At 63.7% G+C, this 13,702-nt stretch carries 11 protein-coding genes; 10 read left to right on the plus strand and 1 reads right to left on the minus strand.

Annotated features, from left to right (window positions below; all coding sequences use genetic code 11):
- From AC6H4Z_RS16140 to AC6H4Z_RS16180, 9 genes are all read left to right on the plus strand, one after another.
- Entirely contained in the window at nucleotides 1–732 is a 732-nt protein-coding gene (locus AC6H4Z_RS16140; protein WP_497542986.1) for a DUF2520 domain-containing protein, read from the plus strand.
- Nucleotides 733–1,593, plus strand: a complete 861-nt coding sequence (gene panC / locus AC6H4Z_RS16145) for a pantoate--beta-alanine ligase (RefSeq protein ID WP_497542987.1) — start codon at nucleotides 733–735, stop codon at nucleotides 1,591–1,593.
- Complete coding sequence (gene panB, locus AC6H4Z_RS16150; RefSeq protein WP_497542988.1) at nucleotides 1,590–2,450, plus strand: 3-methyl-2-oxobutanoate hydroxymethyltransferase; 861 nt, start codon at nucleotides 1,590–1,592, stop codon at nucleotides 2,448–2,450. The genes panC and panB overlap by 4 nt, the downstream gene beginning before the upstream one ends.
- Nucleotides 2,451–2,601: 151 nt before the next feature.
- Nucleotides 2,602–4,545 (plus strand): hypothetical protein, encoded by a 1,944-nt coding sequence (locus AC6H4Z_RS16155; RefSeq protein WP_497542989.1) that lies wholly within the window; start codon nucleotides 2,602–2,604, stop codon nucleotides 4,543–4,545.
- Nucleotides 4,546–4,641: 96 nt separating this feature from the next.
- Nucleotides 4,642–5,751, plus strand: a complete 1,110-nt coding sequence (locus AC6H4Z_RS16160) for a hypothetical protein (protein ID WP_497542990.1) — start codon at nucleotides 4,642–4,644, stop codon at nucleotides 5,749–5,751.
- 3 nt (nucleotides 5,752–5,754) lie between these two features.
- Nucleotides 5,755–8,202 carry a tetratricopeptide repeat protein gene (locus tag AC6H4Z_RS16165; protein ID WP_497542991.1) on the plus strand — a complete coding sequence of 816 codons (2,448 nt, stop codon included), beginning with the start codon at nucleotides 5,755–5,757 and terminating at the stop codon, nucleotides 8,200–8,202.
- Nucleotides 8,199–9,452: a tetratricopeptide repeat protein gene (locus tag AC6H4Z_RS16170; RefSeq protein WP_497542992.1), complete on the plus strand. Its 1,254-nt coding sequence runs from the start codon at nucleotides 8,199–8,201 to the stop codon at nucleotides 9,450–9,452. Before AC6H4Z_RS16165 ends, AC6H4Z_RS16170 begins: the two co-directional genes overlap by 4 nt.
- A 48-nt stretch (nucleotides 9,453–9,500) precedes the next feature.
- On the plus strand, nucleotides 9,501–10,358 hold the full coding sequence (locus AC6H4Z_RS16175) for an AraC family transcriptional regulator (RefSeq protein ID WP_497542993.1): 858 nt from the start codon (nucleotides 9,501–9,503) through the stop codon (nucleotides 10,356–10,358).
- A gap of 54 nt (nucleotides 10,359–10,412) precedes the next feature.
- Entirely contained in the window at nucleotides 10,413–10,970 is a 558-nt protein-coding gene (locus AC6H4Z_RS16180) for a winged helix-turn-helix transcriptional regulator (RefSeq protein WP_497542994.1), read from the plus strand.
- Here AC6H4Z_RS16180 and AC6H4Z_RS16185 read toward each other — a convergent pair.
- Nucleotides 10,960–12,234, minus strand: coding sequence for an efflux RND transporter periplasmic adaptor subunit (locus AC6H4Z_RS16185; protein ID WP_497542995.1), 1,275 nt, complete (start codon nucleotides 12,232–12,234; stop codon nucleotides 10,960–10,962). The two genes, AC6H4Z_RS16180 and AC6H4Z_RS16185, sit on opposite strands and share 11 nt — an antisense overlap.
- A gap of 388 nt (nucleotides 12,235–12,622) precedes the next feature.
- Here AC6H4Z_RS16185 and AC6H4Z_RS16190 point away from each other — a divergent pair, with 388 nt between their 5' ends.
- The gene (locus AC6H4Z_RS16190) at nucleotides 12,623–12,763 is read left to right on the plus strand and encodes a hypothetical protein (RefSeq protein WP_497542996.1); all 141 of its coding nucleotides are present in this window, start codon (nucleotides 12,623–12,625) and stop codon (nucleotides 12,761–12,763) included.
- Nucleotides 12,764–13,702 lie beyond the last annotated feature (939 nt).

Genomic DNA, 13,702 nt, shown 5'->3' on the forward strand with positions numbered 1-13,702 from the left:
ATGGCCGACACGATCGCGATCGTTGGCCGAGGACGCCTGGGAACGGCGCTTGCCTCGGCGTTGCGCACGGCGGGTGTACTCGTGGTCGGACCACTCGGTCGCGGCGAGTCGATCTCAGACGCTGACGTCGTCCTGCTCTGCGTTCCCGACGCGCAAATCGCCACCGCGGCCGCGGCGGTCGCACCCGGCCCACTCGTGGGGCATTGCTCCGGCGCGCTGACGCTCGCACCGCTCGCGGGGCATGAGGGTTTTTCGATGCACCCACTGCTGTCCGTCACCAAGGAAACGACGACCTTCGCCGGTGCTGGCTGCGCGGTGAGCGCGTCGACGGAGCGCGCGCGCGCCGCCTGCCTCGAACTCGTGAGTGCGCTCGGTATGCGCGCGTTCGAAGTCGACGACGCGCTCAGGCCACTCTACCACGCCGCTGCTGCCGTTGCAGCCGGAAACGTGGTTGCGGTCGCCAGCCTCGCGGAGCAGTTGATCGGACTCGCCGGGGTCGATCGCGACTACCTTATTCCGCTAGTGCGATCGGCGGTGGAAAACTGGGCGCGCTCGGGACCGTCTGCGCTCACGGGACCGATCGCGCGAGGAGACGAGGCTACGGTGGCGCAACATCGCACGGCAATCACGGAGCATTCACCAGAGTCGCTTCCCGTGTGGGACGCGTTGGCGAACGCAACGCGCGCGCTGTCCGCGCTAAGCCAAACTGCAACGCAATCGAACACCAAATAGATGCAAACGGTCGAGACAATTGCTGCGCTTCGTTCGGCGCTGGCCGAACGGCGGCAGGCAGGCCGGACGATCGGCTTCATTCCCACGATGGGTGCACTGCACGAAGGTCACCTCGCGCTAATTCGCCGCGCGCGTGCCGAAGTCGACGTCGTCGTGGTGTCGATTTTCGTGAATCCCATTCAGTTCAACGACCAACGCGATCTCGCTGCGTATCCGCGCGACCTCGATCGCGACACCTCCGCCGTACACTCGGAGCGCGCCGACGTGTTGTTCGCTCCAACCGTCGAAGAGATGTACCCGGCTGGCTTCCAGACAGAGGTTCGAGTACGCGAGGTGAGCAAGCCGCTCGAAGGTGAATCGCGCGGCGCATCGCACTTTGACGGCGTGGCAACCGTGGTGAGCAAGCTGTTCAACATCGTTCAGCCGACGCGCGCGTATTTCGGACAGAAGGACGCGCAGCAGGTCGTCGTGATTCAGCGTCTGGTTCGCGACCTGGCAATTCCGGTCGAGATCGTGGTATGCCCCACCGTGCGCGAGACCGACGGTTTGGCGATGTCGAGTCGCAATGTACGGCTGGATGCTGCAGCTCGTGCACAGGCGCCGGCGATCAAGCAGGCGCTCGATACAGCGGAGCGCCTGATCGCGTCCGGTGAACGCAACCCATCGGCGGTGGCCGCGGCAGCGAAGCAGCGCCTGGCCGATGCGGGCATCGAGCCGGAGTACTGCGACGTCGTGTCGTCGATTGATCTGCTCCCCGTGCAGTCGATTCAGAACGACGTCCTGATCGCGATCGCGGCTCGCGTCGGCGGCGTTCGGCTCATAGACAACGCTCTCGTCGCGGTGCGCGGCGCCGCGACATGACGCCACGCTTTGGTGTCGCCGACCTGGCCGCGGCCAAGCTGGCTGGCCGGCCTATCGTCATGGCGACGGGCTATGATTTTTCGTCGGCGAGCGCGCTCGATGCCGCCGGCGTGGACATCGTGCTCGTCGGCGACTCGGCGGCGATGACCGTGCTTGGCCTGCCCGCGACTCGCGACGTCACGCTTGATGAAATGCTCATGCTCACGCGTGCCGTCCGACGCGGGCTATCCGGAGCGATGCTCGTTGGCGATCTCCCCTTCGGGACGTATGAGACTTCTGACGAGCAAGCAGTCGCCACCGCACAGAAGTTCGCCGACATCGGGTGCGACGCCGTAAAAATGGAAGGCGCCGACGCCACTGCGTCGCGCGCGCGCGCGGTGATCGCGTCGGGCATGCCAGTGATGGGACACGTCGGGCTTCGACCGCAGCAGCTCGTCGCCGGTCAACCGGGCTACGTCGAGGCGCGATCGGCCGACGATGCCATGACGCTTCTGCGCGACGCAAACGCGCTCGAGGCGGCGGGTTGTTTCTCGATCGTGTTCGAAGCGGTGCCCGCGCCAGTGATGACTGAACTCGCACCGCACATTCGCATTCCAACCATCGGCATCGGCGCGGGCGCGTCGACCGACGGGCAGGTGCTCGTGACGCACGATTTGCTCGGATTGACCGCCGGCCACATTCCGAAATTCGTGAAGCGGTACGCGGAGCTGCGGCGTGATGTCGTCGACGCGGTGAGCCGATATGCGGATGATGTGCGTGCGCGACGCTTTCCCGATGCCGCGCACAGCTACGGCATGCGGAGCGAAGAGGTCGATGCGTTGCGTGCTCGCCTGTCGTCTATCGTGCCGCACACGTAGAACATTCTCGAAAGGGTTCGCTGACCCTTGGTCGCATGGCCAGTGAGGTGCCCCACCGATGTAACTAGTACCAATGCTGGTGGTGCTTCTCGCTTTTCAGATCGCGGCTGGAACTCCCAGTCGTCACGCTGCTGTCTCCGCTCACGACTCGGTGTCAACCGTCAGTCGGTTGCGTCAAGAGGCCAGCGACTTCGTGTGGGTTTGGCGCTTCTATTGGGAGGCGAGCGAAGGTGCGCGCCACGGAATCGAAGGCGGCCTCTTCGATCCCAATCCCGTCGTGACCGGATTGGGGTTGATGCGCGGTGCATCGCAAGATCGCATGAATCGCCTGCACTGTCATCCCGACGGCCGCGAAGGCTTCCCCGTCATGACCAACGTCATTCCGGAGCGACGCCGATCACTGCGGGCCGTTTGTCCGGAATGGTCGGAAGCGTTGTCGAGTATTGGCGACGAGCGCATCTCGATCGACGACGGATTGATCCGGTCGCTCAAGTCGGGAGCACAGCTCGCCCGCGGTGAACTGATCAGCAATCTCGAAAGTGCCGCGCGTGAGCTCCCGGGTGACGCATGGCTCGCCGGGCAGCGCGTTCGCTTCGCCGTAGATCAGCGCGATTGGGACGCCGCACAACGCGCCGCCGATGAGTGTCGCTCGTCGAAATGGTGGTGCTCGGCGCTGGCCGGTTACACGCTCTACAATAGCGGCCAGACAGCCAAGGCAGATTCGGCCTTCGACGTTTCGCTCAAGGCCATGCCCGCCGCCGAACGATGCAGTTGGTCCAATCTCACGTTGCTGCTCGACGAACGAGCACAGGGTGCATACAACTCCGTACCCTGCGAAGCGCGCGACACGCTCAACGCACGCATCTGGTGGCTGGCCGATCCGTTGTACACAGAAGCCGGGAACGAGCGACGCGCCGAGCATTACTCGCGTCTCGTCCTGGCGACGATTCGATCGGCGGTCGAACCTGCCGAGCGATGGAATTGGCGCGAAGGTCAGGGTGGAAACGCGCTGCGCGAAATGATCGTTCGCTATGGCTGGCCGAGCTATTCCTTTTGGGCAGGTCCGGGAATCGACCAGAGCCACTATCGGTACCTCGGCGTTCGCGACGAAGCGATCCAGCGTTTGGGCGTTTTCACGACGATCGAGTATTCGCAGTCGCGGTTCCACACCTTCCCTGATTGGTCGGCCGTCCGCGATCCCTGGCGCGCACAAGCCGGCGCGTGGAATCTGACGGGAACGCCGAAGCCCGATCGACCGAACCTCGGGTGGTGGCCGCAAGAGCACTATGCACGCGACGCCGGCAGCCTCGTGCCGATCGACGATCAACAGACGGCGTTTCTCCGTCGGCACGACGGTCTGGAACTCGCCGTCGCGACAGACCTCTCGCGAACCGGTCTCGCCCGTAACGGCGTTCGCACCGCGCAAGGTTCGCTCGTCGTCACGCCGACTCCGGATTCCATTCGGATCACGACACAAACCGTTTCGCTCGACGGCACCGCCGTGTGGCGAACGCAGATCCCGTCCCGGCCGACGATCGTCGGTCTCGAGGTTCGGGCCACCGAGGAGCGCTCGTCGACGGCGCGGACTCGGTACGGCGTCGAACCGCCGTTGCCGCTGTCCGTGATGGCCAAGGGCGACATCGCCATCTCGGCGCCGATCCTCATGCAGCCGGTTCGATCGGGCGGTCTTCCTGACTCCGATCCCGCGACGGCCCTTTCGCAAATGCTCGGCAGCACCCGTCTTCGCAACATGCAACGCGTGGGCGTCTACTGGGAAACGTACGGGATTCCGAGCGGCGACAGCGTCGATGTCGCGCTCGCCGTGGAGCGGCGCGACTCGCCGAACGCGTTGCGCCGATTGGGACGCGCGCTGCACATGGTTGGCGCGACCAGCAGCACGGTGACCGTGCGCTGGCGCGAACCACAGCCCGGCTTCGTGACCACATCACTCAAGGGTCCGGACCCGATTCAAGGCCGCAACGTCGCGATCGATCTGTCGCGCCTGGTCCCGGACAAATACACGCTGACGGTGAGCGTCACGCGCGCCGGCCAGACCGCGTCCGCCACTCGCGAATTCGAGATCTTGCCGCCGTAAGCACAAAACAACTTGACGACGGCGGCGACAGAGCCGCACGTTCCCCGGCGTGGGTCGTTCGTCTCCTCCTCGCCGGTCCTGGAACCACGCCAACGAATGCCGCGTCGTCGCCGCCATCTCCGAATTGGGATTCTCGCAGCCACCGCGTGTTTCGCCACGACGCTGGTGGCGGCGCGTCGACCAGCGCCATCGTGGAACCCGCGAGCCGCAGCGACCTATCTCGACGCGAGAATGGCCTGGTGGCTTCGCTGGCCGACCGCGACGCGCGATCACGGCACTTCGTGCGTCTCCTGCCACACCGCGCTGCCATACGCACTGGCTCGGCCCGCTCTCCGCGCCACGCTCGGCGAACGTGACCTCCCTGCCCCAGAACGGCGGCTGATTGAGAATGTTGTAAAGCGCGTCTGGCTCTGGAAGGAGGTCGATCCGTTTTATCCAGATCAGACCACAGGGCTTCCGAAAACGAGCGAGTCTCGCGGGACCGAAGCCATTCTCAACGCCCTCATTCTCTCTCGGCGCGACGCCGAGGCCGGCGCGCTGAGCGACGACGCGCGGCAGGCCTTCACGAATCTCTGGTCGTTGCAATTTCGAAACGGCGCGCAGAAGGGCGGCTGGGCATGGCTCAACTTTCACAACGAGCCGTGGGAGGCGAATGGTTCTGCGTATTTCGGCGCAACACTCGCCGCCATCGCCGTTGGCAGTGCACCGGGCGGATACGCGTCTACCGCCGACATTCAAGAACGCGTGGATGCTCTCCGCGGTTATCTGCAGCGCGGCGCTGACAGTGCTCAGCTGTTCAATCGCGTGATGGTGCTCTGGGCCTCCGGTCAGCTATCCGGCGTCGTGACGCCCGCGCAGAAGCAAGCCATTCTGGATGCAACGTTCTCCGCGCAGGGTGAGGACGGCGGCTGGAGCACACCGTCGCTCGGGCCGTTCAAGCGTGGTGATGGCACGCCGGCCGAAGGCAAGAGCGACGGTTACGCGACGGCGCTCGTGCTTCTCGCGTTGGAACGCGCCGGCGTATCGCGCGACGATCCGCACGTTCGATCAGGGATCGCGTGGCTCACCGGGCACCAAGATGCAGCCACCGGCATGTGGGTCGCATCGTCATTGAACAAGACGCGCGACATCTCCACCGACGTCGGTAAATTCATGAGCGACGCTGCTACGGCCTACGCCGTGATGGCGCTGACCCAGACACCGTAGTCGATGGCTCGAGCAGCAAAAGCCGCAAAGCCACGCGAACGTCGAAGTGCAACCAAGGCCGCGCGAGCGACCAACCTCGAATCCGCCGCACCGTCGATAGTCGTGCCGCGGATTCCGGCGTGGCAGCTCTTCGCGCTCATCATCGTGACGGTGCTCGCGTTCGCCGCGGCGTTCCGCGCTCCCTTCCAGTTCGACGACACCGCGAGCATCGATCGCAATCCAACGATCGAACGACTCTGGCCGCCATCCATCCCGCTGCATCCGCCAGCCGGCATCGCGGTTTCCGGCAGGCCCGCCGTGAACTATTCGTTGGCCGCGAACTACGCACTCAACAATCTGCTCGGCGTCGACCAGACGCCGGGTCAGCCGGATCCGTACAAGACGGTCGGGTATCATGCGGTCAACCTGCTGATCCACGTTCTCAACGGACTGCTGCTGCTCGGCATCATCCGGCGCACGATGCGGTTCGGGCGCAGCGTGTCGGCATGGGCCGACTCTGCCGATACGATTGCGTTCGTCGTCACCGCGCTCTGGCTCCTGCATCCGTTGCAAACCGAGGCGGTCGACTACGTCGTCCAACGAACCGAGCTGCTCGTGTCGGGCTGCTATCTCGCGACACTGTACGCATCCATCCGCGCGTGGGACGCCGGCTCGCCTCGTTCGACACGTCTCTGGTACGTTGTCGCGGTCGCGGCATGCCTCGTCGGAATGTGGAGCAAAGAAGTGATGGTCAGCGCGCCGTTCGCCGTGATGCTCTACGATCGCGCCTTCAGGTTCTCCTCATGGAAGGAGGCGTGGCGCCTCGATACCGGACGCGCGCTGTTCTACGCCGCGCTGATCCTCACCTTGATCCCGCTCGCGGTGTCTGTATCAAGCGGCGCAAGAACGGACACCGTCGGATTCAACCTTGGATTGCGTTGGTATGAGTATCTGTACAGCCAAGGTTGGGCCATTGCGCATTATCTCAAACTCGCGTTCTGGCCAGCGGAGCTAACATTCGATTACGGCACGGCACCCGTTCGCGACCTACGCGGCATCCCCGGTCTGCTCGCGCTGACCGCACTTGGTATCGGCACCATCGTCGCATGGATTCGATTCCCGTGGCTTGGTTTCCTTGGGACTCTGTTCTTCATGGCCCTCGCGCCGTCGTCGAGTATCGTCCCTATTCGCACGGAGATCGCAGCCGAGCGACGCATCTACCTCGCGCTTGCACCCGTGCTGGTGACGCTCGTGGTGGGTGTCGAGTGGCTGCGACGGCGCCTGGCGAAAGAAACGTCTGAGCACAGTCAAAGGCTTCTAATCGCGACGCTCGCGGTCGTCGCGGCGATCTACGTATTCGCATCGCGTTGGTCGGCACTACAGATCTCTCAACGCCTCGGAAGCCAAGGTCTGGCCGTTCTCCTGCAGATTGCGTTTGCCGCCGGAGTGACGGCGATTGCCTGGCTCCTCATCACAACTCGCGATCGCCGATGGATCCTCGGCGGCATTTTCGGCCTACTCGTGGTTGTCACGGCCCGGCGCAGCGCGCTGTATGAGAACCCTGAGGGCCTCTGGCGGGACGCCGTGGCGAAAGTACCGTCCAATCCGCGCGCCTACGACAACCTCGCCGCGGTCGTCCTGAAGTCCGATACGTCACGGAGCGGCGAGGCGGCTGGCATTCTTCGCCAGGCAATCGCAATAGACTCGACCTACAGCACCGCGTGGACAAATCTCGCCGAAATCGAAATGGAGCAAGGGCGATTCGCCGAGTCGCGAACGCTCCTCGAGCACGCGCTGACGATCAATGCTGAGGACGTCAACGCCACCGAACGACTCGGCGGCGTGCTGCTCAAGCTCGGCGATCCGCAGCATGCGATTCCACTCCTCGAAAAGGTGGTTGGGTCCTTTCCGACGGACGATGCACTGGCCACACTCGCGCAAGCGTACATCATGGTCGGCCGGGGCGACGACGCGACGTCCGCTCTGCGGCGCGCCGTCGCCCTGAATCCCCGGCGCTTTGATGCCGCCGCCTTCGTCGGCGCGGCCCTCGTCGATCAAGGTCGCCCAGACGAGGCAATAGGATACCTCGAGACCGCCACCCGAGGGCCGGCCAGCGGTGCGCTTTATGGTTTGCTGAGCGTCACCGCGGCACAGGTCGGTCGGGGCGATGAGGCGATGGCCGCCGCGAATCGCGCCGCGACTCTGGCCAACGGCGACGCCAAGATCTTTATTCAGCTCGGGCGCGCGATGATGGCGCTCCAGAATGTTGCGGCCGCCGACGGCTACTTCACTCGCGCCGTGCAACTCGAACCTTCGAACCTCGAAGCGATCACACGACTCGGAATCATCAAGGCTGCGGCGGGGCACGAGCCCGAGGCAGCGCAGCTGTTCCGACGAGCACTCGCAATCGATCCAACCTACGGTCCAGCGAAACAGGCGCTGGAGAAAGTCGGACGCAGCAACTCCCCATGACAACGCCTCGCGACTCCGCGTTTCCCGTCGTTGCTCCTCGGTCCGCCACGGCGGCCTATCGCGCCGATCTCGCCAATCGCGACGACGCGTTCGGCCCGCATGACGGCGCGTGGGTTGCCGTCGCGTCTCTCCTCGAACACGCGGCGCTGTTGCCCGAACCAGATCGCAGCCGCCTTCTGGTCGACGCGATTGAGTTCGCCAGAGAAATCATTGGCGACGAAGAACTCGGACGACTCGGCGATCGAGAGTGGCAGGAGAGCGACCGCACGCCCACGGAAGCGATCATGCTGCTCGCGGGCAACGTCGATCGCGCCGGTGCGCTGAACACCGCTGGCGCTATGCTCGATGCGCTGTTGGCCGCCGACGTTTCGCTGAGCATCGTTCAGCGCGGCCGAGTCGTCGCTCAGCGCGCGCGTGTGTTTCGAAAGATGGGCATGATCGACGAGGCCGCCGAACACTCACGGCATATCGTTCGCCTTGGCCGTCAGTCGAAGAACATCGAGCTACGAGTGCGAGGATGGCTGGGCCTCAGCGCGCTCGCACAAATGCGCGGCAACTATCCAGAGATGTTTCGATTGTCCGACCGCGCGGCGCGTATCGCCGAAACCGCTGGTCTCAGAAAGCTGACCCGCGATGCGCAGGTCGGCATCATGGTTTCGCTTGGTGCAACCGGTCGCTTCGACGATGGTCTGATTTACGGATGGAAAGCGTACAAGGCATCGCTTGGCGATCAAGTCGATGAGGGTGAGGTGCTCCAGAACCTCGGCCAACTTCTCTTCGAAGCGGGACACTTCGCTGAAGCACGCGCCGGATTCGCGGCAGTGGTCACGCGTCCGTTGCCGCCACAGATCATTCTTCCAGCGTTGAGCGGATTAGCGCTCGCCGGTGGCATCACCGCGCAGCCGCACCTCGTCGAGTGGGCGGCGGCCGAGGTCGAGCGCATCGGAAGGTCGAGCGTGCCGCGATATTCGCTGGCATCGGCGCTGCTCGAAACTGCCATCGGATTGCATCACATCGGACGCTTGCAAGATGCGGAGCGTTTGCGCGTTGCGGCAATTCAGATCGCACGAGTGCACGACTTCCACGAAGTAGCATTTCGAGCCGAATCCATGGTGTTGGCGGCGCCGGCAAAACGAGCGGCGACACGCCAGGTGCTGACGAAAGAAGCGGCCATTGTTGCGAGTCACGTCGCGTGGTTGGAACCGACGCAAATGCCGGAGCACGTCGCTTTGGCGGTCGCGTCGTCATAGAGCACTGTGCGGAATCGCTGTACATCATTCGCGAATTGGTGATCGGTCATGAGTAGTGCGGGCGGGTTACAGAGCATCCCGTCGTTCACACCACACACCGTCACGGTGATCGCTTGCGCGATCTCCGTGCAGCAGCGCGCGCGCCTCAGCGACGCGACGCGTGGCCGCGCCAATCTTCGTAGCGTCGACTCCTTCGATCAGTTGCGCCGCACCCTCCGGTCGACGATCGATCATGTCGACGTCATCGTGCTGCCGCCGCACGACGCCACGGGCGCAGACGCATCGGGATTGATTCGCGAACTCGTCGCCGAGCGTCCTCGCATCGCTATCGTCGCGTACTGCCAGGCCGGTTCAGAATACGCCGCGGACATTCGCACGCTCGCCGCAGCCGGAGCCCATCAGTTCGTGTTCAGCGGCATCGATGATAGCGGCGTCGCCTTTCGCGCAGTGCTCGATGCCGCACGCCGCCACTGCGGTGCCGAATGGGTGATGCATCAGTTGTCACCCGTGGTCCCCGCGTCGCTGCATCCAATGGTTGAAGCGGTGCTCGCGGCTCCCGGCGACGTGACCAACGTGCCGACGCTCGCGACCGCACTGCGCGTTCATCGCAAAACGCTATTCAATCGCTGCGAACGCGAGGTGTTCGTCGCCCCGGCGGAGCTGGTGACGTGGACGCGTCTCGCTGTCGTTGCGCACTTACTCGAGACGACCGTATCCAGCATCGAGACGATCGCCATCGAGCTGTCCTATCCGTCGGACACATCGCTACGTAACGCGATGAAGCGGTACACGGGTTACCGCGCGAGCGAGATCCGCGAGCGCGGCGGTGTGGAGGTCGTTGTACGTGCACTCCGCCGCCGGCTCAACGACGGACACCGCGGCCGGGTCACGTTGCACCTCCTGTAACCCACGATCCTAGGCGGCCGAGCCATCGTGCTTGGGTGCATAGACATCCAACCCATGGCTAGGGGCTCAGCGGCCAAGATCGGCGCGATCAGAGAGCATCTTACTGGTCGCGATTTTCAGCGGCGGCGCAACACTGCCACCGCCGAGAGTCGATCGCTGGCCGCGACAATCGTCCTCTCGCCGCGCACGGCCGAGCGACTCATTCGCGCCGTGACGAGCGGCGTCGATCAGTACGTTCTCGTGACGGCAGACGGCAGCCTCTCGCTCCGCGTCCGTCTCGCGATCGATCCGCACCAGTACGAAGAGGAGCGGGTCGGCGGCAAATTCGTCGTCGATTGGTCGCGCGCCACCATTTCCAGCGGCCGCAATCGCGTTTCGATCTCACGAACCGAATTGCGATTACTGGGCGGATTGCTCGAAGGAAATGGGCAACCGGTGTCCCGCGCGCATCTGATCGCCCGCGCGTGGCCACGCGATCAGATCTCGGCGGCAGAACGTGACAACGCTCTGGCGGTGTATGTCTTCACACTGCGCAAGCGCCTCGCGGCAATCGGCCTTGGCGACGCGCTCGAGACGGTGCGCGGACTGGGCTACCGGCTAGCTATCGACTAGCAGCGCCGGCGAGTCGCACTGTCTGCACCACTTTGTCTTTCGGTGGAGCATCGAGCAGGACGCGATCCGTTTCTGCGAGTCCGCGTTTGACGACCACTTCTGTGCTACTCGTGGCGCCGAGTTCGATCATCTGTCGCACGATGCCGCTGCCCGACTCCTTGAAGACATAGGCGAACCCGCCGTCGAGCGTCACTGCGCGCAGCGGAATGGCAAGCACGTTGGGCGCCGTCTGCACACGAATCGTGTTCGCTGTCGTCATGCCCGGCCGAAGCGTCGTATCGGCTTTGGCAATATCGACAACGACCTCGAACACCTTGGCATCTTCGTTGGGGTGTTGCTCGCCGACGTTCGCGACCGACACCACGCGTCCTTGTAGCCGTTTTCCCGGCTCGGCGTCGAGCGAAACTTCGACCGGCTGGCCTACCGCAATGCGATGGATGTCGACTTCGTTCACGTACGTCAGCGACTGCATTTCCGTGAGATCGGGAAGCGTGGCGACGACTGGATCGAAGACATAGTAGTTCGAGCCGACGCCCTTTCTCCGGCCGCCGTACTCGCGAAGGTAGATCACCATCCCTTCACTCGGGGCGTTCACGGTGAACTCGCTGATGGCCTGCTCGACCGCCTCGAGATTGTGCTTCGACCGTTCGAGATTCGCCGCCGATACGCCAAGCTTGGCGACCGCTTGTTGGCGCTTTGTCTCGAGCGTTTTCTTCGACTGCTCGTGCGCGCGCCCCGCGCGTTCGAAATCAATCTGCGCCTGTCGCTTGATCGTCGGTGCCTCGTACTCCGCCTGCGCGCGAAGTAGCCGCTTCTCTTCGAGTGTGTACTCAGCGGTGCGCACGTCTTCGCGCGCCTGCGCGAGCGTCAGCGCCGAATCGAGCACCGCATTCGTGAATTCACCTTCGGCTTTTTGGAGTTCGAGCTTGACTGCCTGTCGCCGACTTTCTGCCGGCGCTCGGTCGAGCTCAGCGACGCGGTCGCCTTCCTTCACGGTCGTGCCTTCGGGAATCAGCCAGGTGATCTTCGTTTGGAAGACCTGCGACTCTTGCGAGCTCGGACCGGTGATCTGAACGAACTTGCTCGCTCGCAACTCACCCGTCGTGGTAACGCTGACGGCGAAGTTGGCGCGTTTCTCCGGGTGAACGACGTGCGCTTCGGTCTCCGACGTCGCGCCCGACCGGCGTTCGATCCAGATGGCGCCCGAGAGGACGACGAGCGCAACGGGAAGCGCAGCAATCCACCAGCGTCCGAGCCGTTTCATCGTAGTTCACCGGTCTTGGGAGCCTGCCTCGCAGATGGCAGAAAACTCATCGCCCACGCGGTGATCTTACGCGGCAGTCGGCCGGGCGCAACCCTAAGGCGGCCTGCCGGCCTCGGGATAGGCAAAGGCTTCTCCCTCGTGCCCATTCTAGTGACTCGGGCAAATCGGGACGGTCATTCAGTCTCGAGTTGGCAGAGGGAAGGTTTCGTGGCAAAGGATTAGACTACTCTAATTCAATCTCCGCTTTCGCAGCTCAAGGGCTCCAAATGGATCGTTGCCGATCATCCGGCCTCGATAGAAATAGGGTGGCGCCGGCCCACGCGCTCTCAAGCATCGCGGCCGACTAGCTCAGAATCGTGCGAGCCACTCGCGGTGTTTCTGGCGATGCATGTTTGTCTCTACGTCGTTGGTCGACGCACAGGCAGACGCCGCCATCGCGCGCTCGACGGCGTCTGCCCCACGCGTCTCACATCAATCGAAGCTCGTCCTACTGCAGTCGAAGAATGACGAGCACGATTTCCAGCAGTAGCCCGAACAGTCTGACCATTTCGGACCAGCCTCCGGACGACCCCTTTAGGGGGCGAACGCCAGCCGAGTGACCGATTTGGGGTCTCGGTGCGTTTCTTATGCGGAGGGTCTTGCGTCGCCTCCGGCGTTTACCCATCCATATCACGCTCCTCGCCCATCTGGGCTAGCTCGTCGCTCCGTTCCCGCGGAGTCTCGAGTGACAAGGGAGATCCACTTCGCGGCGCTTAGGATTCTTCCTAGGCGCCGCGTTGGTTTTGGAAGAGGCATCATCGCCATGCCCCTCCTATTTCCGCTAACTCCAACTTCCGGCGATTGGTCAACTCTCGTAGTGAGTCGTGGTGCAGTTCAGTCATTTCTTCCGAAAGCGGCCTGGATTCGAGACCCGAAACGTGGGCGCGCGGGCTGTTTCCGCTCATGATCAGAGCGAAATGAACACAAAATCGAGCTTCTTGCTGACGGAGCGCGCCGACGTTGTAGTAGAAGTCGTTCTCCCAGTTGTTACCGGTGACGTACCCCGCGTCGCGTAGCCACACTTGTACCGGTGTCGGGTGCGCCGACAACGGCGTCGTGTAGATGAAGCCGAAGGCGTTGAGTTGCGCTGATTTAGCAATCAATTAAGGCCGCACAACGAGGACCCATCGCGCCTCCGCGCTCCCAGCGTGTTTACTAGTATGCCGTCGACGATGTAGAGCGGATCAAGGTACCGTTCTGGCGGCGATCGACTGCGAACCGCGCACGCGAATCGCCGGCGACGGGCTCCGATGGCGCAGCCTCGGGTCCTTTGCGCGGCGACCACGCCCGTCGGGACGATCTCCCGCAGTCGGTTGACGTTCGGCTCGAACCTGAAGTCGGGCCGAGGTTTCCGCTCCGAGTTCGGCTTTTGCCGTCGGCTCGGGCGTCTCTTGGGCGCCATGCGTCGCCGATCGCCCATACCCCTTTA

The sequence above is a fragment of the Leucogemmata humicola genome (assembly GCF_055379415.1).

Bases quoted from the DNA above. Each gene is read 5' to 3' on its own strand.
- AC6H4Z_RS16175 (WP_497542993.1), top strand. From the start codon at position 9,501: ATGAGTAGTGCGGGCGGGTTACAGAGCATCCCGTCGTTCACACCACAC.
- AC6H4Z_RS16160 (WP_497542990.1), top strand. From the start codon at position 4,642: ATGCCGCGTCGTCGCCGCCATCTCCGAATTGGGATTCTCGCAGCCACC.
- AC6H4Z_RS16185 (WP_497542995.1), bottom strand. From the start codon at position 12,234: ATGAAACGGCTCGGACGCTGGTGGATTGCTGCGCTTCCCGTTGCGCTC.
- AC6H4Z_RS16140 (WP_497542986.1), top strand. From the start codon at position 1: ATGGCCGACACGATCGCGATCGTTGGCCGAGGACGCCTGGGAACGGCG.
- AC6H4Z_RS16165 (WP_497542991.1), top strand. From the start codon at position 5,755: ATGGCTCGAGCAGCAAAAGCCGCAAAGCCACGCGAACGTCGAAGTGCA.
- AC6H4Z_RS16190 (WP_497542996.1), top strand. From the start codon at position 12,623: ATGTTTGTCTCTACGTCGTTGGTCGACGCACAGGCAGACGCCGCCATC.
- AC6H4Z_RS16180 (WP_497542994.1), top strand. From the start codon at position 10,413: ATGGCTAGGGGCTCAGCGGCCAAGATCGGCGCGATCAGAGAGCATCTT.
- panB (WP_497542988.1), top strand. From the start codon at position 1,590: ATGACGCCACGCTTTGGTGTCGCCGACCTGGCCGCGGCCAAGCTGGCT.
- panC (WP_497542987.1), top strand. From the start codon at position 733: ATGCAAACGGTCGAGACAATTGCTGCGCTTCGTTCGGCGCTGGCCGAA.
- AC6H4Z_RS16170 (WP_497542992.1), top strand. From the start codon at position 8,199: ATGACAACGCCTCGCGACTCCGCGTTTCCCGTCGTTGCTCCTCGGTCC.